Genomic DNA, 21,148 nt, shown 5'->3' with positions numbered 1-21,148 from the left:
GTCAGGCCCCGGTCGGTTCCACGAACATCCGGCCGCGCATCTCCATGTGCAGGGCGTGACAGAACCACTGGCAATAGTACCAGTAAACCCCGGCATTCGCCGCCGTGAAGGTGACGGAACTGGTCGCCTGCGGCCCGATTTCCATCGCCACGCCGTGGTTGCCCATGGTGAAGCCATGCGTCAGGTCGTCGATGTCGTCCAGGTTGGTGACCGTCACCGTGACCTCGTCGCCCTCCTTCACCGTGAAGCTTTCCAGGGCGAAGTTCGGCGCCTGGCTGGAGATGTAGACGCGAACTTTCTTCGGATCGTCCTTGTCGCGGATCACCATGTCCTGCCAGTCGTCCAGGTTCACCCCGTCCGCCTCGGCCTGCTTGCGGGTCTCGGCCCACATCTTGTCGTCGCGCTTCCAGACCGACAGCGGGTTCAGCTTCGAGGCCGCCACGGCAATGGCGTCGTGCGGTTCGGCGAAGTTCGGTCCGTCGTGCACCACCACCATCTTGTCGCCCGAGATGTCGATCAACTGATCGTTCTCCGGCTTCAGCGGGCCCACGTTCAGGAAGCGGTCCTTCGAGAACTTGCAGAGGCAGACAAGCCACTGGCTTTCCGCTTCCAGCGTCTCGCCCATCACGGTCTTCAGGTGGCCGGGCTGGTACTGCACGTCCACCTTGTCCTTGATCGGGTCGACCTTTTCGCCGGCATAGGCCTTGATCGCGTCGGCGATGTTCCACTTCACCACCTGGCTGTCCAGGAACAGCGAGGTATAGGCGTTGCCGTTGCCGTCAAAGGCGGTGTGCAGCGGGCCAAGGCCCAGCTCCGGCTGCGCGACGATGGCGGTCTGCGGATCGGCGTTGTCGTTGAACAGCGCGTCGAACTTGGTGACGTCCAGCACCGTAACGGTGGGCGACAGCTTGCCGCCGATGCAGAGGTGCGTCTTGTCCGGTGCCATGTTGCAGCCGTGCGGGTTGTTCGGGATCGGGATGTAGCGGGTGAACTGCGACTTCGCGTCCTTCCGCCCGTCGAGCACCCGGACGCCGTTCAGCTCTTCGCCTTCACCGGCTGCGATGGCGGCCTCGATGGCAGCGATGTTGAAGACGACGACGTGGTCAGCCTCGCTCGCGGTCATGTCGGCCAGCGTCATGCCCATTTCGCTGTTGTAGCTGGTCGAGAAGGCCCACTTGCCCTCATAGTCCGCATCGCAGTTGTCCAGGTTGCCCGAGACCATGACCTGCCAGGCAGGCAGCATGGCTTCGGCATCGACCGCGGTGAAGATGTTCACATAGGTCGACACGTCCTGCATGGTCGAGCCGTCGTTGACCAGCGGCGCCTCATCCTCGCCGTTGCAGAAGATGTACTTGGTGCCGGGGAACTTCTGCGGCCGCATCCCGTGGATCGCCTTGGCGTTCGGAATCTCCAGGATCGCGTCGCACTTCATCACGTCGGCGCGGACACGGGCGACGCGGGTGTTCGCCTTGTCGTTCATGAACAGATACTTGCCGTCGTACTTGCCGTCGGTGAACGACATGTGGACGTGGTGCAGGTCGCCGTTGTCGTGAACCTTCTTGCCGTTGGCGGCCAGCTGCTTCTTGGTCTTCTCGCTCATCGTGCGCTGGTGGATGCGGACCGATTCATTGGTCTCGCCCCAGCCCGTGGCCGAGCAGCGGTTGAACACCGGAACCCGCATCAGCTCGCGCATGGACGGGATGCCCAGGATGCGCATCTCGCCGGTCTGGCCCGAAGACCAGAAGCCGTAGTGGGTGTCGAGCTGGCCGGGTGCGACTTCAAAGCCTTCCGCCGCCTGTGCGACGGCGGCCGAGGTGCCAAGCGCCAGCGCGCCGACACCCGCGCCGGTGCCAAGCGCAAGGCGGCCGCCCAATGCGCCCGCAAGCGCCGCGCCGCCCGCCGTGGCTCCCAGAAGGCCGCGGCGTGAGATCCCCGAGGTGGGTCGTTCAGACATGATCTGTCCCTTTCATTCAGCAGGTTGGGGTTTGGGTGAGTTCGGATGGCCCGAGATGTTGCGGGCCGGGCTTGCCGAAGCGGTCTCGCGCCGCTTCAGCTTCTTGATCACGACCGGGCATTTGGTCGTCGACTGGTACAGAACCTGGCAGTGCAGGCAGTCGATGCATTCGTTCGGATTGATCTCGCCCGTCGGATGGATCGACTGCACCGGGCATTCGTTGGCGCAGGTCTGGCAGGGGTTGCCGCACTCGCGGTAGCGCTTCAGCCAGTCGAACATGCGGATGCGCGCCGGGATCGCCAGCGCCGCACCCAGCGGGCAGAGATAGCGGCAGTAGAACCGCTCGACGAACAGCCCCGCCGCCAGAAGCGCGAGCACATAGGCCACGAAAGGCCAGGCGCGCACGAACTTCAGGATGATCGCGGTCTTGAACGGCTCGACCTCGGCCAGGTGCTCGGCCTGCTCGATGCTCATCAGGCTTACCCCGAAAAGGCCCAGGAAGATCATGTACTTGATCGGCCACAACCGCTCATGCAGACCCCAAGGCAACGTCCATTGCGGGATATGCAGCTTGCGGGCGATCTGGTTGGTCAGCTCTTGCAGCGCGCCGAACGGGCATAGCCAACCGCAATAGGCCCCCCGCCCCCAGAAGATCAGCGAGGCCGCCACGCTGAACCACAGGATGAAGGTAAGGGGGTCCAGAAGGAACGCCTGCCAGCTGAACCCGCTGACCAGCGCCCCGAACAGCGCCATCAGGTTCACCACCGACAATTGCGCGTTCGCGTACCAGCCCAGAAAGACCAGCGTCACGGTCAGGAAGCCCATGCGGAACCAGTAGAACCGGCGCGCATTCCGGGTGGCGAAGAACTGGAAGAAGAAGACCAGCGTCAGCACGCCCAACATCGCCGCCGTGATCGCGATCTCGATCCGCTTGTCGGCCCAGATCCGCTTCCACAGCGCCTGCTGCGCCGCCGTCTCGTCCTGCGCCGCCACCGCTTCGGCTGGGGCGGTATCTTCGGTCACGACTGGCGCCGCGACGGGACGCAGGTATTTCTCGGGCAGCTGGTAGCCAAGGTCGAAGGTGGTGAAGAGCTTCTCGATCGGCCCGACCTCGCGCTGCACCAGAAGCTGGATGCGGAACGGCTTTGTCGGGTCGAACCCGACGTCAGCGGGAATCTTGAACAGGTCGACTTCGGTGAATTCCGGCGCGTCCTTGGCTGCGACCGCGACCAGCCGCTTGTGCATCTTGTCGTGGAATCGGACCGAGACATCATCCTGAATCAGCACGATCCGGTCGAAGATACCGCCCCGCACATAGCCCGAGCCCTTGAAGCTGTAGAGCCCGCGACCGACGATGACGATCGCGCTTTCGCCCTGTGTCAACCAGCTCGACAGGTTCGCCGCCTCGCCCTCGCCCAGAATGGCCTTGGCAATAGCGGGGTGCGACACCAGCGCCGCCTGCATCTCGATGAAGGTGGTTTCGGGCGCCTCGGTCAGGGCGCGTTCGCTGGCGCGTGGGTCGCCAAGCGCGGCGAAGGCGGCATTGACCTGTCCCACGTCCAGCGACAACCGCCGCAGAGTGCCATCGCCTTCCAGCGCCATCCAGTCCGGGGCGGCGGTAGCGTCCGGGTTCAGTTCATAGGTCGGACCGGTGGGGGCCGCATCGGGCACCAGCCCGCCCAGGCCAAGCGTCCGTGCCACCTTCAGCCCTGCGCGCACGATGGAGTCGTCAATCACCATCACCGTCACGGTGGCGCCCGAGATAATGTCGACGTCATGCGAAGTGCCGCCCGACTTGGCCTCCGCCACCAGGTCGACGCCGACATAGCTTTGCGCCAGGGCATCGATCTTGGCCTGCGGAATTCCGATCAATACGATGGGCTCCGAGTGCTTCAGAAGCTTTACACCGATGATCCGCGCTTCCTTATCCACGGCGACAAGGGTGTGGATCGGCTTGCCGGAATAGCCGGTGGTCGACACGAAATCGCTGGTGACGAAGGCCCAGCCGATTGTCTCGCTCCCCTTCAGGACAGGGGCGGCGGGCGTATCGTCACGGATAGGCCCGAACCCGTCGGCGCCTTCGACCAGCTCCGCAGCGCCAACTTTCGGCAGAAGCTCTTCCAGGACCGATTCTGCCGCTGACGGCAAGGGCATCAGCAGCACCAGTCCGAGAAGGAATTGAATGAACGCTTTCATGGAGCCCCCAAGATCGGCCCTTGCTTAGTGCGGATCGACAGACCCGGCCTTGACCTAACTCAAGCGCCCGGAAAGGCCAAAGCCTCGGCTCACTATAACACCTGGCCAAGAAGGTTGGAGCCACTTCCAGACCCGCCTGTCGGTCTTATTGTTCGGCTTCTTCTTCATCGCGCAACCCGCAACGCACACTGCCCGGCGGACTGATCACCTGGTTCAGGGGCGGCGCTGTGTAAAGCTGCGCGAAATCGCGACGGCCAGATTGTGTTCGCGCCCGGCCTTGTCCATCTCGGTCGCAGTGGCGAGCGAAAGGGTGCTGGCCACGCAAGAGATCGGCCCGCCCGTGTTGAATCGTCGACTGCGCCGGCACCAGGGACAATCCTCCAGCGTATGTTCCGCCTTGACCGGATCGGCTGGCAGCGTGTCGGGACACGGCTCGGCATATCGCCCTCCATCGCCTCGCCCGCCAGGGACATCCGGTGGGTCAGAGGCTTCAGCTCAGCAAAGCCCCGGTAAGGGATGTTCGCGACGATCCGTTCCCTCGGCCGTTCGGCCAGAAGATCCCGGTGTCGTAGTTCCAGCCGTTGCCCGACCCGCCGGAGCCATCACGTCGAACTTCACCGGGTGGATGTGCTGGGCGATGGTGTCGGTCGGAGAGAACATCTGGAAGACGTCGAGGTTCAGGGTCGACGGGATCGGGTTCGTCGCCTCGAACACGATGCACTCGCCGAAGTTGGCGCGAAAGAAGAACGGCTTGGCAGCGCGGTCATGCGCCATGATTGCCTTGGCATCGGCGGCAGCGGCCCCCCGGGCAAAGGCACCACTGCCGGGTTCGGTGTGCCAAGGTATTCTCGTCCTCGTCTTCACCGCCGACAACCACGTCGCGGCGCAGCGCACGGAGCATCACGCCCGGATTGAACGCGCCGAAGCGGTTGTAGACGTAAACCTGCTTCAGCGCGACGACCTGCGCGACGACGGTGTTGTCGGGGTTGCAGACAGGGTTCGACGCGCCACAGGGCGCGGTCTCGGCATTCAGGTAGGTCGAAGGAAGGCTCGCGACCGCGGCGAACAGGGCCGCAAGAAAATGCCTGGAAAAGCGGACACAAACCATCTCGCGCATCATGTACCGACAACACGGAACCCGACAAATATTGGTCTGAATCAGTTCAACTGCTCGAGAACTCTACCTCTGGCTGCCGATTCCATCGCTCTTGTTGCTCTAGCCGGAACAGTCCTGGCCATTCGGCGATCTTGTCCGCAAGTGTCACCGCCTCGATCCGGTTCTGGATCGCTTGGATCACTGTAGTGCAAGGTCGCTTCTTGACACACGCGTCAGGATTCGGATCGGGTGATCCGCAAGACGCGGAGTCCTTGCACCAAATTCCGGCTCGAATGCGAAGACAGCACCTGTCTGCCAGCCCTCAAATCTCGTGCTTGCGGATGTTGGAGAGCATCTTCTGCAACGTTCCGACGAAGACCCTTCGCTCTTCGGTAGATATTCCGCGAAACATGCGGGCGTGGGCCTCGGCCATCTTTGGCCAGAGGATTTCGAAGGCCGCACGGCCGGCGGCAGTGATGAAGATCCGCGTGGCGCGGCTGTCGCTTGCGTCGGCCTCGCGCCGGATCAACCCCTCTGCGGCAAGCTGATCGAGGGCGCGGGACAGCGTCGACTGCTCCACGACAGAATAGACCGCCAGCTCGCGGATCAGGGGTCCCTCGATCACGGACAGGACCGCAAGGGTTCGCATCTTCGGCGTGGTGAGGCCCAGTGCCGCCATTTCCTCGCGCAGGCTGGCGTTGTAGCGACCCATGATCCGGTTCATCAGGTAGGGCACATAGTTGCTTAGCCCAATCTCTCCCAGACGGGGCAAGCTTTGCGGCGGCGTCGCTGGGGCGGACTGATCCGTCATGCGCCAAGCCGCTTTGCTGCGAGGAACCCCGAACCGCCACCAAGACCTGGTCCGGGATGGGTGGAAGCGCCGATATGGATCAGCCCGCGCACGAGACCCCTGCCGTTCGTCGAATGCGGATAAGGTCGGAAGAGGAAGAACTGGTCGATCGTGCAAAGCCCGCCATAGGGGTCGCCGCCGACAAGGTTGGCATTCATCGCTTCAAGATCGGCGGGCGAATAGGCGCGGCGGGCAAGCTTGATAGCGTCGAAGTCGCGGATGTGCTGCTTCAGGATGCCCTCGATCCGGTCGGCGAAGGCATCGCGCGTGGCTTCGGACCAGCTACCGTCCGTGGTTATCTGGCCCGCGGCGTCGCCCTTCACCGCGCGCGGTGCATCGGGAATCTGCAGCCAGAGGATCGCCTTGCCCTCAGGGCAGCGTGACGGATCGAGCCGGTGCGGCTGGCCCACGCAGATCGTGGGGGTGGCCGGTAGCATCCCCCGCTCGGCCTCGTTGGCGGATTTCGAGACGCTGTCGATGCCGTCCGCCAGATGGATCAGTGCCACGTCATCAAGGCCCGACGCCAGCCATTCTGGCGGGCGGTCAAGCGCATAGTGCAACTGGAAATTCCCGCGCCCGTGGCGGAAGGCTTTCGCGGCGGCCCTGTCCTCGGGCAGGTTCGCCTCGCGCAGAAGACGGTCCTGCAACTGGCCCGGAGCGACCGAGGCAAGTACCGACGCACAGGCAATCTCTTCCCCCGAGGCGAGCGCCACCCCGCGCACCTTGCCTTCGCGGACAAGAATGCGGTCGACCTCGGCCCCGCAGCGGATTTCGCCACCCTTCGCCTCGATCAGCGCGCGGAAGGCGGCGACCCCTGCGCCCGACCCGCCCTTCACAATTGGGGCTCCCGCCGCTTCCAGGGCGAAGGCGATGACCTTGCCCATCTGGCCGGAGTAGGTGCTTTCCGGCGTCAACCCGCAGTGTAGGACCCAGGGCGCATATAGCGCCTGGACCAGGGGCGAAGCATAGGTCGTCTCCAGCCAGCCCCGCGCCGGAACCAGCGCGCGGCCGAACCAGGCGGCAAGCCCGCGCAGACCCCGCTTGCGGACCTGGCCCCACATCAGTTTCACTGTGGGCCACGACCAGAGCGCCCCCCCGAGCAGCGCGAAGAGGAACGGCGCATCGGCCTCGACCCCGCCGACGTCGCGGGCATGGGCGGCACCGTCGCCCGCCGCCAGCGCGTCGAAGGCCGCGATGTTCTTCGCCCGGTCGGTCGTCAGCACCAGCGCCTGCCCGTCGGGGCGCAATACCGCCGTCGGGTGCGGCGTATGGCAATAGTCGAAGCCGTGCCGGGCGAGGTGCGGCCCGAGCGCCGCGCCGGCGGGCGAGGTCATGAACAGGACCCATGTCGCCGCCATCACGTCATGCCGGAAGCCGGGCAGCGTGATCTCTTCGGTGCGCAGGCAGCCGCCCGGAACCTCCTCGCGTTCAAGGAGCAGCACGCGGTCGCCTTTCAGCGACAGCATCGCCCCCGCAACTAGCGCATTGATCCCGCTGCCGATGATGACATGGTCGGGGCACATGCTCAGATCCCGGCGCGTGTTGAAATCATCGTTCTCTTCCACTTCGTGCTGTCTCGGGCTGCACCGGGCGTTTCCAGGCGCTCTGTGAATCATGCTAGACATATTAAAATGCATTTGCAAATATCTGCGGATCATCCAGGCGGGGAAGCATGGCTGAACGGTTCGACGCAGTCCTGATCGGGGCGGGCCACAATACGCTGGCGGCCGCGCTGCACCTGTCAGCGAAAGGCTGGCGGGTCGGCGTTTTCGAACAGGCTGCCATAGTCGGCGGCGCGGTGAAGACCGGCGAGTATACCCTTCCCGGCTTCCGGCACGACTGGGCGGCGATGAACCTGTCGCTGTTTGCTGGAAGTCCGTTTTTCAAGGCCTACGGGGCCGAGCTTGGCCGCCATGGCTGCGAGTTCGTGCCAGTCGATCGCCCTTTCGCCTCATCGTTTCCGGATGGAAGCTGGGCGGGCGTCTCGACTGTGGGCGACGAAACCCTGGCCGCCTTCCGCGCGCTTTCTCCGGTCGATGCCGAGGTCTGGCAGGGTCTGGCCAGCAACTTCGGGCATGAGGCTCCGCATCTTTTCGGGCTTCTCGGCTCGGAAATGCGAATTCGTGCGCTTGCATATTTCGGGTTTAAAACACTGCGTGCCAAGGGTGTCGCCGGGTCGCTGGATTTCGGGCGGTTCCTCCTGTCTTCGCCGCGCGCCTGGCTGGAGGAAACTTTCCGCCATCCCCACATCCGCGCGCTTCTGGGTGCATGGGGGATGCACCTCGACTTCGCCCCGGATGTCGCGGGCGGTGCGATGTTCCCCTATCTGGAGGGGATGGCGGGGCAGGCCTTCGGCATGGCAATCGGCAAGGGCGGCGCCGATACCGTCGTCAGGGCGATGACCGCCGCCATCACCGCGCGCGGCGGCAGCGTTGAAACCGGTGCCCCGGCCGCCCGCATCCTGCGCGAGGGCAATCGCGCGACTGGCATCGAACTTTCCGACGGCCGCCAGATCCTCGCCTCCCGTGCGGTGATTGCGGGCACCTCGCCGAAGGGCCTGCGCAGGCTGACCGGCGACACGGCACCCGCCTTCGACCGTGCGATGGACAACTACCGCCACGCGCCGGGCACCATGATGATTCACCTGGCGATGGACGCCCTGCCCGACTGGCGCGCGGGTGACCAGTTGAAGCGGTTCGCCTATGTCCACCTCGCCCCCAGCCTCGACCAGATGGCGCGGACCTACCAGCAGGCCGAGGCCGGCCTTCTGCCGGATGAGCCGATCCTCGTCGTGGGCCAGCCCGCTGCCTTCGACCCCTCCCGCGCGCCAGAGGGCAAACATGTCCTCTGGGTGCAGGTGCGCATGGCCCCCGGCAGCATCGCAGGCGACGCGAAGGGCGAGATCGCCGCGATCGACTGGACAGACGCCGCCGAGCCCTTCGCGGAGCGGGCGCTGTCGATTCTTGAAGCCCACGCCCCCGGCACCCGTGCCAAGATCCTCGCCCGCCGCATCGTCACGCCGGTAGAATTGGAGGCGGACAACCCCAACCTCGTCGGTGGCGACCAGGTTTGCGGCAGCCACCACCTGTCGCAGCACTTCCTCTACCGACCCGCGCGCGGCCATGCCGACGGCTCGACTCCGCTAGCCAACCTTTACCTGACCGGAGCCGCCGTCTGGCCTGGCGCGGGAACGGGGGCGGGACCGGGATTCCTTTTGGCGCGGAAACTCGCCGGAAACTGACGACGACTGACAAGAACCATCAACAGGGAAAACGACCATGAACCTCAACCGCCGCAGCCTTCTGATGCTGTCAGCCGCCACGGTGGCCGCAGGCAGCTTCGGCCTGCCCAGTTTTGCCCAGGCCATCGACGAGCTGGTCATCGCCTACAACGTCAACCTTCCTTCGTGGGACCCGACCGTCGGCCCCAGCGCGGTGAACCCGACGATCCAGGGCATCTACCAGTCGGTCTTCGACCAGTACATCCTGCAACAGCCCGACCTGTCGCCCGCCCCCGGCCTTCTCACCGAATGGGGCTGGAGCGACGACAAGAAACAGGTCTGGATGACAGTGCGCGAAGGCGTGACCTGGCATGACGGGTCGCCCTTTACCGCCGAGGACGTGGCCTGGAGCCTTGCCCGCGTGGCCAAGCCCGAAACCGGCAGCCCGATCCAGTTCGTCTGGGGAACGCTGGCGAACCACCGGGTCGAGGGCAACAAGGTCATTGCCGATGTGGCCCAATTCGACCCGACGATCTTCAAGTGGATGTACTTCCTCACGGGCTACGTCCTGCCCAAGGCCTACTACGAGAAGGTCGGCGCCGAAGGCTTCGAGGCCGCGCCCATCGGCACCGGCCCCTACATGGTCGAGAAGTTCGAGAGGAACGCCTTCGTCCGACTGAAGGCCAACGCGAACTACTGGGGCGGCAAGCCCGACTTCGACACGGTGACGATCAAGTTCGTGCCCGACTCCGCCGCCCGGGTGGCCGAGGTGGAATCCGGGAACAGCCATGTCACGCTCGAAATGCCCTACGAGGAATACGACCGGCTGAAGGGCGGGCCGCTGGCCGGGATCGCGACGCCGATCAGCGACATCGGCATGATCTTCCTGAACGACATCGACGTCATGCTGGACCCCAACGTCCGCAAGGCCGCCGCCCATGCGATCGACAAGCAGGCGATCATCGACCGGCTTCTGTCCGGCTACGGTGTCAAGATCGACACGCTGCAAACGCCGGAATACGAGGCCTACGATCCCTCGATCACCGTCCCCTATGACGAAGCGAAGGCGGTGGAGCTGCTGGCTGCCTCGGGCTTCAGCGCCGACAATCCGGTGAAGTTCAAGATTCAGACCACCAAGGGATTCAAGCCCAAGGACTATGAAATGGTGCAGGCCATCGTCGGGTTGTGGCGCAAGGTCGGGATCGAGGCCGAGATCGAGGTCTACGAGATCGCCAAGCACTACGAGTTGCGCGCCGCCGACCAGCTGGCCCCGGCCGCCTTCTACAACTGGGGCAATTCGGTGGGCGACCCGACCACTTCGACCGGCTTCGCGATGTTCGGCCCCAGCCCGCATTCGGTGTGGGACGGGCAGGACCTGATCGACATGATCGGGCCGCTCTGGGGCGAGGCGGACGAGGCCAAGCGCATCGCGGGCTGGAAGGCGGTGGACAAGTACATCGCCGACAACGCGCTGGTGATCCCGCTTCTGCAATACGTCCAGCCGATCCTGCACGCCCCGGGCGTGGTGGTAACGCCGCATGCCTCGGGCGCGTTGTTGCCGCACCTCATGAAGCGTGCCTAAGGTCGCGCTTGCGGAACCCCGGGGGGGCTTGCGCCCCCCGGACCCCCCGCAGGATATTTGAAGACAGAAAATGAAGGGGCGGTCGTCCCCGTCGGTGCCCATGCCGTTCCTGCGCATTCTGGTCCTGCGACTTCTGACCACCGGCATCACGCTTGCGGGGGTGGCGGTGATCGTGTTCTTCGTCATCCGCGTGGTGCCGGGGAACCCGATTGCGATGATGCTGCCCCCAGGAGCGACCGAGGCCGACATCGCCCGGCTGTCGGCCCTTTACGGTCTGGACAAGCCGCTGGTCGCGCAGTTCGGAATCTGGGTCGCGGGCGTGGTGCAGGGTGACTTCGGCACCTCGATCACCACGCGGCAGCCGGTGCTGGCGCTGGTGCTGGGGCGCCTGCCCGCAACGCTGGAGCTGTCGATCATGGCGCTGGTCATCGCCTGCCTGCTAGGCGGGGCGGCGGCGCTGACCGGCACCCGCTTTCGCGGAGGGCGGACCGAAGGCGCCATCGACGTGGCCAACGGCATGGCGCTGTCGGTGCCCGATTTCCTGTGGGGCCTCATCCTGATCCTGCTCTTCGGAGTGCTGGTGCCAATCTTCCACATCTCGGGCCGCGTGACGCCCTCGCTGGATCTGCCCTTCACCACCAGTTTCTATCTGTTCGAAAGCCTGATCCGGCTGCGCTTCGACCTCTGGGCCGACATCGTCGCACATATGTTCATGCCCGCCCTTGCGCTGGCGATTCCGCTGGCTGCAATCACCGGGCAGCTCCTGAAACAGTCGCTGAAGGAGACGATGAACCTCGACTACGTCACGCTCGCCCGCACCAAGGGCTATGGCGAAAGCCGGGTGATCCTGCGCGAGGCCTTGCGCAACGCCGCCCTGCCGACGCTGACGCTGGTTGGTGTGCAGTTCACCTTCCTGATCGGCGGCACCGTGATCATCGAGCGGCTCTTCTCCTACGAAGGCCTTGGCAACATGGCCATCGACGCGGTGATCAACCGCGACCTGCCGCTGATCCAGGGCATCGTGCTCCTGTTCGCGGTGATCTTCACCGCCGTGAACCTGATCGTCGACCTCCTCTACACCGTGCTGAACCCGAGGCTGCGCCATGGTTGATGCAAAGGCCATCGACGGTCGTTCGATGATCCGCCGCCGGGCGGGGCTGCGGCTCTGGCTTTCCGCGGGGTGGCTGGCGGTGCTCTGTGCGGTGGCGCTCCTCGCCCCCTGGATTGCGCCGAAGGACCCCTTGGCACAGGACCTGTTCCTCGGCCGCCTGCCCCCCGCCTGGGTTCAGGGTGCCGAGCCGGGCTACTGGCTCGGCACTGACTCGCTGGGCCGCGATGTCCTGTCCCGCATTATCCACGGCGCACGGGTGGCGCTGACCGTTGCCCTCGTCGCGGGCACGATCACCTGCCTGGTCGGCGCCACGTTGGGCCTGATGGCCGGGTTCCTGCGCGGCTGGGTCGACATTGTGATCTCGCGCCTGATCGACATCTGGATGGCCTTCCCGCCGGTCCTGTTCTCGATCCTTCTCATCGCCGTCCTCGGCCCCGGCCTGATGTCGATCATCATCGCCATCGTCGTCATCGACTGGACCCGCTTCGCCCGCGTCGTCCGCGCCGAGGCGATGACGCAGGGTGCGATGGACTACGTCGCCTCGGCCCGCGTGGCCGGGCGCGGGCGGATCGGGACGATGGTCCGCGAAATCCTGCCCAACGTCCTGCCCACCATCGTCGTCCTCCTGACGCTGGAAATGGGCATCGCCGTCATCGTCGAGGCGATCCTGAGCTTCGTGAACCTGTCGATCTCGACCGACGACCCCACCTGGGGCGGCATGATCGCGGAGGGGCGGACCTCGGTCCACCAGGCCTGGTGGGTGCTGGTCTTCCCACTGATCACGCTGTTCCTCACCGTTCTCTCCTTCTCCCAGCTGGGCGAGGGTTTGAAGGACCGCTTCGATCCGGTGCTGCGATGAGCTTCCTGTCCATCCGCAACCTTTCGGTCCGCCTGAAGAAGGGCCCTCCTCTTCTCCGCCGCGTCTCGCTGGACGTGGCCGCGGGCGAGGTTCGCGGGCTGGTCGGCGAATCCGGCGCGGGCAAGTCGATGATCGGCAAGGCCGTCCTTGGCATCCTGCCGCCCTCGGTCGAGGTGACGGAGGGCGAAATCCTTCTGGACGGCATTGACCTCCTGACCCTGCCCCAGGCCCAGCGTCGCCGCAGGATCGGTGCCTTGGCCGCGCTGATCCCGCAGGACCCGCTGACCGCGCTGAACCCCAGCCACCGGATCGGCCCGCAGATCACCGATCGCCTGGTCGACATCCTGGGCTGGACCCGTGCCGATGCCGACGCCCGCGCGCGCAACCTGCTGGCCGAGGTGCAGATTGCCGATCCAGACCGGGTGCTGCGCTCCTATCCGCACGAGCTGTCGGGCGGGATGCGCCAGCGCATCCTGATCGCCAGCGCCTTTGCCGCCGAACCAAAGCTGATCGTGGCCGACGAACCCACCACGGCGCTAGACGTGACGGTGCAGAAGCAGATCCTGAAGCTGATCGCGGGGATGCAGGCCCGCCACGGCACGGCGCTTCTGTTCGTGACGCATGACCTGGGGGTCGTGTCCAAGGTCTGCCAGAAGCTTTCGGTGCTTTACGCCGGGATGGTCGTCGAGGACACCTCGGTCGCCGATTTCTACGCCGCGCCCCGCCATGCCTATTCCGCCGCCTTGTTGGCCGCGACGCCGAAATACACCGATCCCTCCGCCGGACTGACCCCGGTACCCGAGGTGGTGATCGCCACCGTCCAGGCCGAGGTGGCCGCTTTCGACAGGGGCCAGGCGCATGGCTGATCTCTACACGGTCCGGAACCTGCGCCTGTCGCTTTCCGACATGACCGCGAAGCCGCTCATGGGCGCCGCCCCGCAGATCGATATCCTGCGTGACCTGACCTTCACCATCCCGAAAGGCGCCGTGGTGGGCATCGTAGGCGGCTCCGGTTCCGGCAAATCCACCCTCGGCCGGGCGCTGGTGCGGCTACTGGAACCCTCGGGTGGGGCGATCCATTTCGACGGGGCGGACATCACCCATCTGCCGGAGCGTGATCTGCGCCCGTTCCGGCGGCGGTTCCAGATGATCTTCCAGGACCCGATGTCATCCTTGAACCCGCGCCACCGCGTCGGCACCATCATCGCCGAGCCGCTGCGCCTCCACGGTTTCGACGCGATCCCCGAGCGCGTGGCCCGCGCGCTGGACCAGGTCGGCCTGGCCCGCAGCTTCGTCGCCCGCTACCCGCACGAGCTGTCCGGTGGCCAGCGCCAACGCATCGGCATCGCCCGCGCCATCGCGCTGGAACCCGACTTCATTTTGGCGGACGAGATCGTTTCGGGGCTCGACGTCTCGTCCCAGGCGCAGGTGCTGAACCTGCTGGAGCAACTGGTCCGAGACCTGGGCCTGACGCTTGCCTTCATCAGCCACGACCTCAGCGTGATCCGGCGTCTCTGCCAGAGGACCATCGTCCTCTTCCGGGGCGAGATCGTCGAGGACCGACCCACCGCCGACCTCTTCACGGACCCTCAGGCTGCCTACACGCGCGAACTTCTGGACGCGATCCCTCTGCCCGATCCGACCCAGGTATGGTCATAGGGCCCCGCGGTCCTCACGAGGGGAACGGACGCATGGCCCGGTCGCAAGCTCTGCTTCCTGACCGGCACGGCCTGGAGGGCCGAGGGCGTGATTGACCACGCGACGCTCAATCCCCAAGGCGCATCGCGGCGCAGTTTCAACGCGTGCGACGCCCGCCGTCCGCTAGCCTCGCACGCCGACTTCACGTTCCACCCAGTCGGTGATCACCTGGACCAGCGATGCCGGTTCCATGACCGCCGCTTGCCGCGGGTCTGCGCCAACGATGCCCCATAGCGGTGAGCCAGGGTGGAAGCGGGGGGCAAGATCGGAATCCGTCGACAACCGGCCAAGGTCCGAGAGTCCAGGCTCCACGCCATCAACAAGGGTGGTTTCAAACGGTCCGGCGTGATCGGGCGGGAAGTCTGGGACGCTCGCTCCATTGACCGCCAGCGCCTTCGCGGACGGTTGCCGACCCATTGCATTCCAGTTCTCCGCGATCCGGTCGATCATCTCCAACTGGGTATCGGCAAAATGCCCGGAGAACAGGACAGCCTCTTTCACACCAAGATCGCAAAGGCGGCGCAGGGTGAATGTCAGCAGGGTCTCGATTTCGGCGGTGTCCGGCATCATCACGGTCCATGGGAAGTCCCCATGGTCGCCGCCGGTGCCGTAGTAAAGCGCCGGCCACACCAGCCCACCGGTTCGTTCGGCCGCGCGCAGACACAGACCGTGGGCCGTCAGGGCGTCAAGCCCGACCGGAAGGTGATGGCAGTGCCACTCGATCGTGCCGAGGGGCAGGTAGATCAGCGACCGTTCGGCCAGCACGGTCTCGATCTGGTGCGGGCGCAGGCGTTCGATCTGCCGGATCATCGGTAGAAGTTCCTTACCCAGGCGTGGTGCGGCACGCGGTCCATCAAGGCCTTCGGGAATGCTGCACCGTCGCTGTAGCGGATGTTCATGTCCACCTCCTCGGGCGTCTGCATGCCCGGGATCAGCAGGCTGACTGCGTCATGGGCAAGCACAAAGCGCATCGCGGCCTCGGCGAGCGAGGGGTAGAAGGGTGCCACGTCGGCCTTCAGCGCCTCGACCCGCCGCAGGGTCTGATCGAAACGGTCGCCCCTGAACATCTGGTGCGGCTGGCTGCCGGCTTCGAACGCGGTATAGCTGCCCTCGGTCCAGGTCCCGACCAGCGAGCCGGAATCGAGCGGCACGCGGGCGATGATCGCGGTGCCGCTCGCTTTCGCCGCCGGGAACAGTGCGTCGCGCGGGGGCTGTTCAAAGAGGTTGAAGATCACATGCTGGCTGGCCACCAGCCCCAACCGTGCGGCCGCCACACCTTCGCCCGGCTGGTTGTCACGCAAGCTGATGCCGATCTGGTCGATCTTGCCCTCGGTCCGTAGGTCGTTGAGGGTTTCCAGCCAATCGAGCTCGACATGGCCGCGCGGGCCCCAGGAATGCAGCTGATAGAGGTCGATCCGCTCCACCCCCAGCCTTCGCAGCGAGGCCTCGACATTCGCGCGGAGATGCCAGTCGGGGAACCGGCCCCGCACTGGCGGAGCAGGATCATCGGGGGCGGGCCAGACCGTCGGCTGCGCCTTGGTCGCGACGTAGACTTTGTCGCCGCGCCACTGCCGCAGGGCCTGGCCGATCACTGTCTCGGAATGGCCTGCGCCGTAAAGCTCGGCAGTGTCGACGAAGTTGATGCCCTTGTCGAACGCATGCAGCAGGGTGCGGATCGAGGCGGCGTCGTCCACCCTGCCCCATTGCCCGCCGATCTGCCAGGCGCCGAAGCCGATCTCGGACACCTTCCAGCCCGTCCGTCCAAAGTCCCGATACTGCATGGCGCGCTCCCTATGGCGCAGGGAATACGGTGCAGAGGGGATTGGACCAAAGCGCGGCGGTGATGGGTTTCGATCAGGCGGGCTGTTGGTCGGGCAGGTTTTGCGGCCCGTAGATCACGAACGGCACAGTCGAGACATAGGGCGGCTCGGCATGTCCGGCGCTTTCGAAGCCGAAGTGGCTCATCAGCACTTCCAGCGCGTGCTGCACCTGAAGTTCCGGGCTCTGGTCGATGGTCAGCGTCATCGAGCCGTCACGCAGGCTGGCCCAGGTGAAGGCGGTCAGTTCATGGCCGATAAAGATCGGCGGGCGCGGCAGGATGCCCGCGCGCATCGCCGCCACCACGCCCCGGTTGCCAGCGCCCGCATTGTAGATGCCGGTCGTTTCGGGGTGGCGGCGGAAGGCGTCCTTGAGCTTCATCTCGGACACATGCGGATCGTCGCCGCCCCGGACGATCTCGGCCAGCTCCAGATGCGGGGCCGCGGCCAGCAGCTGGTCGGTCAGGCCCCGGATGCGCTCGGCATGGGCCTGAAAGCCGATATGGTGGCACAGGACGACGACCTTGCCGGGTCGGCTTGCGGCGGGGGTCATACGTCCCATGAAGAAAGCAGCAGAGCGCCCGGCCTTGTGGTGGTCGATCCCGGCATAGGCGAGCCGTTCGGTTTCCGGCACGTCGGAGATGATGGTCACGACCGGACGGCCCTGCGCGGCAAGCTCGCGGATGGTGGCATGCACCAGCGGATGGTCAGGGGCATCCACGATGATGGCGTCGAACCCGCCGCGTCCCATCGCCTCGGAAATCGCCTCGGGGCTTTCGTACTTCAGAAGCGTGCGGTGGATCGAGATGGTGCGGTCCAGCCGCAGCGACTGGCGGCGGAATTCATTCGCCATCCGGGTGATCAGCGGGCGTTCGGGCCGCGCCAGGATCACGTTCACCCGGACGTGGCGGTGATGCGACGACGGCAGGATGCGGCGCAAGCCCAGCTCGCGCGCGGCGGCAAGCACGCGCTTGCGGACGTCATCGCTGACATTGCCGCGCTCGTTCAGCACACGGTCCACCGTGGCGCTGCCAACCCCGGCAAGTGCGGCCACGTCGGACATCGTGATCTTCGATGCGGGTTTCTTTTGCGGGTTTTTCATGGAGTTGCAGGTGCCCGGAGAGGCCGTGATGGATTTCAATCAACGCTGCATGCGACATTTTGTCAAGCGTTGCTATGACTCTGACCCAGGGTTCGGGAGACCCGGGAGGCCATCAGGAACACGTCGGACGCCACCCCTTCCGGGCAGCGAAGGCCGCAGTCGCAGAGCCATCAGGTTCTGCGGGACTGTCCTGTCATGCCCACCCCTGTCGACCGGCAGAAACAAGGGCGGCCCGCAAGGCCGAAGAACCATGGATGATCTGAAGTTCGGAACACGGAACAAGCGCGGGGATTTCAGCCCGAACGGCAGGCTGGAGGGCGCACCGCTGTTTGTCTGGCCACCGCGACCGCTGAAGCTGATCAGCTGGATCCCCAGCTACTTCCTGCCGTGGAACCTGCTGTTCCTCGCCTTCGGCGCGGTCCTGTGGTTCTACGCCACCCCGGCGAAAGAGACGCTGGCCGTCTATGACTGGCACTGGATCGCCTACCTTCTGATCCGCAACGCCGCCATTGTCTTCGTCCTCTACGGCGCGCTGGAGCTTCGGCTCTATGTCAAGCGGGCGCAGGGCAACCGTTTCAAGTTCAACGGCCTGTTCCCGGCGGACAGGAAGTCGGACGTGTTCTGGTTCGGCAGCCAGAACCTCGACAACATCCTACGCAGCTTCGGCACCGGCGTCCCGATCTGGACGGCCTATGAGGTGGTCATGCTGCACCTTTGGGCCATCGGCTGGGGTCCCTGGACCACCTTTGAGGCCCACCCCTGGGCGCTGGTCCTGCTTGGTCTTGCCGTCCCGATGATCCACGAGACGCATTTCTTCTGCATCCACTGGTTGATCCATCAGGGCCCGCTCTACAAATGGGTGCATTCGGTCCACCACAACTCGGTCAACCCCTCGCCCTGGTCGAGCCTGTCGATGCATCCGGTCGAGCATCTCCTGTACTGGTCCGACGTGCTGATCCATCTGGTCCTGCCCTCGCACCCCCTGCTGGTCCTGTACCATCTGCAAGTCACCGGGACGGGCGCGGTCGTCGGCCATATCGGCTTTGACAAGATAGAGACCGGCGAGGACAGCGGTTTCAAAACGCAGGCCTACGCCCACTACCTGCACCACAAGTATTTCGAGGTGAACTACTCGGACGGGCTGATGCCCTTCGACCGGCTCTTCGGCACCTGGCACGACGGGACCAAGGACGGCGACGCGGCGATGCAGGCGCGGTTCGCGAAAAAGAAGGCCCGGCTGAACGCCAAGGCCGGGAACATCCCGAACTGACCGATTTCCGGCGCGGCCCGAAGCCGGTCGCGTCGGCCAATGGCACCTTGGTGCCACACACCATGGGACCCGCCAAAAGGCGGACAACAGGAGGAGTAACCCCATGAAACTGAAGACCCTTGGCCTGGCACTGGCCACCTCGGCACTGGTTGCGACCGGAGCCTCTGCCGCCGATCTTGCCGTCATCGCAGGTTCGGCGCAGGACGCCTTCTTCAACAAGATCAAGAAGGGTGTCGATGACGCGGCGCTGGTCGTCCAGGCGAACGGCGGCACCGTCACCTACCTGACCGTGCCGAACTATGACAACTTCGGCCCCGACCTCGTCGGCTTGATCAACACCGCGGTCAGCCAGGGCGTCGATGGCATTGCGATCCCGATCTGGGTGCCGGAAGCCCAGGTTCCTGCGCTGGAAGAGGCCGCCAAGGCCGGGATCAAGATCATGCTCTACAACACCATCGGCGGCGAGGGTGACAAGGACAAGATCGGCGCCTTCAACTACTTCGGCACCGACGAAAAGCTGGCGGGCGTCCGGGGCGGTGAATACCTGGCCAAGGCCGGATCGAAGAAGATGCTCTGCGTCATCCAGGTGCCGGGCGCGGTAAACCTGGAAACCCGCTGCAACGGGCTTGAGGAAGGCGCCAAGGCCAACGGCGCCGAGATCGTCCGCCTGCCCCTGCCCGCCAACCTTGACGGCAACGCCGCAGGTACTGCCGAGGCGATCAAGGCCGAGCTTCTGAAAGACCCGTCCATCGACGCCGTCTTCACCCTGGCCGCCGCTGTCACCGATTCCGCCGCGCTGGCCATCGAACAGGCGGGCGTGGGCGACAAGGTCAAGCTGGGTTCCACCGATCTCAGCGCCTCGATCCTGGACCGGATCAAGACCGGCAAGCAGCTCATGGCCATTGACCAGCAGCCCTATCTGCAATCGTTCCTGGCCGTGACCATGCTGGCCGCGACCATCGATTGGGGCACCGACATTGCCACCGATCCGGTGCTGACCGGTCCGGCCATCGTCGACGCCTCGAACATCGACGCCGCCCTTGCGGGCGTGGCGGCGGGCACGCGCTGATCCATCGGGCCAGCCTGCCACCCGGCGGGCCGGCCCATTCCTCTGACCCAAAGCACCGAAGGGGGCCGCCATGGGAAACCTGTCACTGCAAAGCCTGATGCGTCGCCCCGAGGCGGGCGCGTTTCTGGGCATGGTCTTCGTTGCCATCTTCTTCACCATCTTCGGCGGCATCCTGTTCCTGTCGCCGCAGGGCGTGGCCTCATGGCTGAACGTCGCGGCGAACCTTGGCATCATCGCGGTTCCGGTGGGCTTCCTGATGATCGCCGGAGAACTTGACATCTCGATCGGCGCGATGGTTCCGGCGGCCTCGATGACCGTCGCCATCGTCTCGGGCTACTACGGGCTGCCGATGATCGTCGGCATCGTGGTGACGCTGGGCTTCGGGCTGCTGGTCGGGCTGATCAACGGGATCATCGTGGTCAGGACCAACGTGCCCTCGCTGATCGTCACCATGGGCACGCTTTTCGCCATCGCCGGGCTGGTCCTGTTCCTGTCCATCATCCTGACCAATTCCACCTCGGTCTCGATGCCGAACATCGAGCCCTGGGCCAAGGCGCTGTTCGGGAGTTTCATCGGCGGCACCTATCAGGTGCTGGTGGTCTGGTGGCTGCTCTTCACCGCCGCCTTCTTCTATTTCCTGCACATCAGCCCCTGGGGGAACTGGGTCTACGCCCTTGGCGGCGACAAGAGCTCGGCGCGCAATGCCGGGATCCCGACCGACCGGCTGACCATTGGTCTCTTCGTTCTGTCGTCTGTCTCTGCGGCCTTCGTCGGCATGTGCCAGACGCTGCTGTTCAACTCGGCGCAGGTTTCGGCAGGACAGAGCTATATCTTCAACACCATCATTTCGGTCGTGGTCGGGGGCGTGCTGCTGACCGGAGGGTTCGGAAGCGTGGTCGGCATCTTCTTCGGCACGATCACCTTCGCCATCGTCAACCAGGGCATCTATTTCACCGACTTCGACCGCAACCTGTCGTCGCTGATCATCGGGGTGATGCTTCTGGTGGCTGTCCTGATGAACAACACGTTCCGCAAGATGGCCCTGTCGGCGACGACGAAGAAGAAGGGAGCAACGGCATGACCAGCCATCTGAACGGGTCCGGCGCGGCCCCGATCCTTGCCCTGCGGGGCGTGAACAAGAGCTTCGGCCCGATCGACGTGCTGCACGACATCACCCTCGAAGTCCGGGCGGGCGAGGTGCTCTGCCTGTTGGGCGACAACGGCGCGGGCAAGTCGACGCTGATCCTCATCCTCTCGGGCGTGCACCAGCCCACCACCGGCCGGATCGAGATGGACGGCGCGGCCACCAGCTTCCCCACCCCCC

General features: G+C 65.2%; 19 protein-coding genes. 10 read left to right on the top strand and 9 right to left on the bottom strand.

The annotated features are described in order from the left end of the window. Position 1: 1 nt before the first annotated feature. The 6 genes from nosZ to JNL31_RS14575 form a co-directional block, all read right to left on the bottom strand. The gene (gene nosZ / locus JNL31_RS14600; protein ID WP_294974648.1) at positions 2–1,954 is read right to left on the bottom strand and encodes a TAT-dependent nitrous-oxide reductase; all 1,953 of its coding nucleotides are present in this window, start codon (positions 1,952–1,954) and stop codon (positions 2–4) included. 12 nt (positions 1,955–1,966) lie between these two features. Continuing rightward, positions 1,967–4,150, bottom strand: a complete 2,184-nt coding sequence (locus tag JNL31_RS14595) for a NosR/NirI family protein (protein ID WP_294974645.1) — start codon at positions 4,148–4,150, stop codon at positions 1,967–1,969. A 495-nt stretch (positions 4,151–4,645) separates the two neighbouring features. After that, on the bottom strand, positions 4,646–4,924 hold the full coding sequence (locus JNL31_RS14590; protein WP_294974642.1) for a hypothetical protein: 279 nt from the start codon (positions 4,922–4,924) through the stop codon (positions 4,646–4,648). Further along, entirely contained in the window at positions 4,914–5,270 is a 357-nt protein-coding gene (locus JNL31_RS14585) for a hypothetical protein (protein WP_294974639.1), read from the bottom strand. Before JNL31_RS14585 ends, JNL31_RS14590 begins: the two co-directional genes overlap by 11 nt. A 298-nt stretch (positions 5,271–5,568) precedes the next feature. Then, positions 5,569–6,057, bottom strand: a complete 489-nt coding sequence (locus tag JNL31_RS14580) for a MarR family transcriptional regulator (RefSeq protein ID WP_294974637.1) — start codon at positions 6,055–6,057, stop codon at positions 5,569–5,571. Further along, the gene (locus JNL31_RS14575) at positions 6,054–7,661 is read right to left on the bottom strand and encodes an NAD(P)/FAD-dependent oxidoreductase (protein WP_294974634.1); all 1,608 of its coding nucleotides are present in this window, start codon (positions 7,659–7,661) and stop codon (positions 6,054–6,056) included. The genes JNL31_RS14580 and JNL31_RS14575 overlap by 4 nt, the downstream gene beginning before the upstream one ends. A 107-nt stretch (positions 7,662–7,768) precedes the next feature. On the opposite strand from JNL31_RS14575, the gene JNL31_RS14570 reads away from it, so the two are divergent. The 6 genes from JNL31_RS14570 (at position 7,769) to JNL31_RS14545 (ending at position 14,527) form a co-directional block, all read left to right on the top strand. Then, the gene (locus tag JNL31_RS14570; RefSeq protein ID WP_294974631.1) at positions 7,769–9,337 is read left to right on the top strand and encodes an NAD(P)/FAD-dependent oxidoreductase; all 1,569 of its coding nucleotides are present in this window, start codon (positions 7,769–7,771) and stop codon (positions 9,335–9,337) included. A 37-nt stretch (positions 9,338–9,374) separates the two neighbouring features. Continuing rightward, a complete protein-coding gene (locus JNL31_RS14565; RefSeq protein ID WP_294974628.1) occupies positions 9,375–10,898 on the top strand; it encodes an ABC transporter substrate-binding protein in 1,524 nt (507 codons plus the stop codon). A 100-nt stretch (positions 10,899–10,998) separates the two neighbouring features. Continuing rightward, complete coding sequence (locus tag JNL31_RS14560) at positions 10,999–12,009, top strand: ABC transporter permease (protein ID WP_294974625.1); 1,011 nt, start codon at positions 10,999–11,001, stop codon at positions 12,007–12,009. Then, a complete protein-coding gene (locus tag JNL31_RS14555; RefSeq protein ID WP_294974622.1) occupies positions 12,002–12,868 on the top strand; it encodes an ABC transporter permease in 867 nt (288 codons plus the stop codon). The genes JNL31_RS14560 and JNL31_RS14555 overlap by 8 nt, the downstream gene beginning before the upstream one ends. Further along, positions 12,865–13,734: an ABC transporter ATP-binding protein gene (locus JNL31_RS14550; RefSeq protein ID WP_294974620.1), complete on the top strand. Its 870-nt coding sequence runs from the start codon at positions 12,865–12,867 to the stop codon at positions 13,732–13,734. The genes JNL31_RS14555 and JNL31_RS14550 overlap by 4 nt, the downstream gene beginning before the upstream one ends. Then, positions 13,727–14,527: an ATP-binding cassette domain-containing protein gene (locus tag JNL31_RS14545; protein WP_294974617.1), complete on the top strand. Its 801-nt coding sequence runs from the start codon at positions 13,727–13,729 to the stop codon at positions 14,525–14,527. The genes JNL31_RS14550 and JNL31_RS14545 overlap by 8 nt, the downstream gene beginning before the upstream one ends. A 162-nt stretch (positions 14,528–14,689) precedes the next feature. Here the strand turns inward: JNL31_RS14545 and JNL31_RS14540 are convergent, their stop codons facing one another. The 3 genes from JNL31_RS14540 to JNL31_RS14530 form a co-directional block, all read right to left on the bottom strand. Continuing rightward, the gene (locus tag JNL31_RS14540) at positions 14,690–15,376 is read right to left on the bottom strand and encodes a creatininase family protein (RefSeq protein WP_294974614.1); all 687 of its coding nucleotides are present in this window, start codon (positions 15,374–15,376) and stop codon (positions 14,690–14,692) included. Beyond that, positions 15,373–16,347, bottom strand: coding sequence for an aldo/keto reductase (locus tag JNL31_RS14535; protein WP_294974611.1), 975 nt, complete (start codon positions 16,345–16,347; stop codon positions 15,373–15,375). Before JNL31_RS14535 ends, JNL31_RS14540 begins: the two co-directional genes overlap by 4 nt. Positions 16,348–16,420: 73 nt before the next feature. Then, entirely contained in the window at positions 16,421–17,524 is a 1,104-nt protein-coding gene (locus JNL31_RS14530; RefSeq protein ID WP_294974608.1) for a LacI family DNA-binding transcriptional regulator, read from the bottom strand. Positions 17,525–17,735: 211 nt separating this feature from the next. On the opposite strand from JNL31_RS14530, the gene JNL31_RS14525 reads away from it, so the two are divergent. The 4 genes from JNL31_RS14525 to JNL31_RS14510 all read left to right on the top strand — a co-directional run. Beyond that, entirely contained in the window at positions 17,736–18,755 is a 1,020-nt protein-coding gene (locus JNL31_RS14525; protein WP_294974605.1) for a sterol desaturase family protein, read from the top strand. Positions 18,756–18,858: 103 nt separating this feature from the next. Further along, a complete protein-coding gene (locus JNL31_RS14520) occupies positions 18,859–19,824 on the top strand; it encodes a substrate-binding domain-containing protein (protein WP_294974602.1) in 966 nt (321 codons plus the stop codon). Positions 19,825–19,894: 70 nt separating this feature from the next. After that, on the top strand, positions 19,895–20,905 hold the full coding sequence (locus JNL31_RS14515; protein WP_294974599.1) for an ABC transporter permease: 1,011 nt from the start codon (positions 19,895–19,897) through the stop codon (positions 20,903–20,905). Beyond that, positions 20,902–21,148 (top strand): ATP-binding cassette domain-containing protein (locus JNL31_RS14510; RefSeq protein ID WP_294974596.1); only part of this gene is annotated, 247 nt, incomplete at its 3' end. The genes JNL31_RS14515 and JNL31_RS14510, both read left to right, overlap by 4 nt.

The sequence above is a fragment of the Tabrizicola sp. genome (assembly GCF_016792905.1).
Lineage (GTDB): Bacteria > Pseudomonadota > Alphaproteobacteria > Rhodobacterales > Rhodobacteraceae > Tabrizicola.
This window is presented reverse-complemented; position numbering and strand designations above follow the sequence as displayed.

What these genes read in the sequence shown, in the direction of transcription:
- nosZ (WP_294974648.1), bottom strand. Translation starts at nt 1,954, where the DNA reads ATGTCTGAACGACCCACCTCGGGGATCTCACGCCGCGGCCTTCTGGGA.
- JNL31_RS14595 (WP_294974645.1), bottom strand. Translation starts at nt 4,150, where the DNA reads ATGAAAGCGTTCATTCAATTCCTTCTCGGACTGGTGCTGCTGATGCCC.
- JNL31_RS14590 (WP_294974642.1), bottom strand. Translation starts at nt 4,924, where the DNA reads ATGGCGCATGACCGCGCTGCCAAGCCGTTCTTCTTTCGCGCCAACTTC.
- JNL31_RS14585 (WP_294974639.1), bottom strand. Translation starts at nt 5,270, where the DNA reads ATGATGCGCGAGATGGTTTGTGTCCGCTTTTCCAGGCATTTTCTTGCG.
- JNL31_RS14580 (WP_294974637.1), bottom strand. Translation starts at nt 6,057, where the DNA reads ATGACGGATCAGTCCGCCCCAGCGACGCCGCCGCAAAGCTTGCCCCGT.
- JNL31_RS14570 (WP_294974631.1), top strand. Translation starts at nt 7,769, where the DNA reads ATGGCTGAACGGTTCGACGCAGTCCTGATCGGGGCGGGCCACAATACG.
- JNL31_RS14565 (WP_294974628.1), top strand. Translation starts at nt 9,375, where the DNA reads ATGAACCTCAACCGCCGCAGCCTTCTGATGCTGTCAGCCGCCACGGTG.
- JNL31_RS14560 (WP_294974625.1), top strand. Translation starts at nt 10,999, where the DNA reads ATGCCGTTCCTGCGCATTCTGGTCCTGCGACTTCTGACCACCGGCATC.
- JNL31_RS14555 (WP_294974622.1), top strand. Translation starts at nt 12,002, where the DNA reads ATGGTTGATGCAAAGGCCATCGACGGTCGTTCGATGATCCGCCGCCGG.
- JNL31_RS14550 (WP_294974620.1), top strand. Translation starts at nt 12,865, where the DNA reads ATGAGCTTCCTGTCCATCCGCAACCTTTCGGTCCGCCTGAAGAAGGGC.
- JNL31_RS14545 (WP_294974617.1), top strand. Translation starts at nt 13,727, where the DNA reads ATGGCTGATCTCTACACGGTCCGGAACCTGCGCCTGTCGCTTTCCGAC.
- JNL31_RS14540 (WP_294974614.1), bottom strand. Translation starts at nt 15,376, where the DNA reads ATGATCCGGCAGATCGAACGCCTGCGCCCGCACCAGATCGAGACCGTG.
- JNL31_RS14535 (WP_294974611.1), bottom strand. Translation starts at nt 16,347, where the DNA reads ATGCAGTATCGGGACTTTGGACGGACGGGCTGGAAGGTGTCCGAGATC.
- JNL31_RS14525 (WP_294974605.1), top strand. Translation starts at nt 17,736, where the DNA reads ATGGATGATCTGAAGTTCGGAACACGGAACAAGCGCGGGGATTTCAGC.
- JNL31_RS14520 (WP_294974602.1), top strand. Translation starts at nt 18,859, where the DNA reads ATGAAACTGAAGACCCTTGGCCTGGCACTGGCCACCTCGGCACTGGTT.
- JNL31_RS14515 (WP_294974599.1), top strand. Translation starts at nt 19,895, where the DNA reads ATGGGAAACCTGTCACTGCAAAGCCTGATGCGTCGCCCCGAGGCGGGC.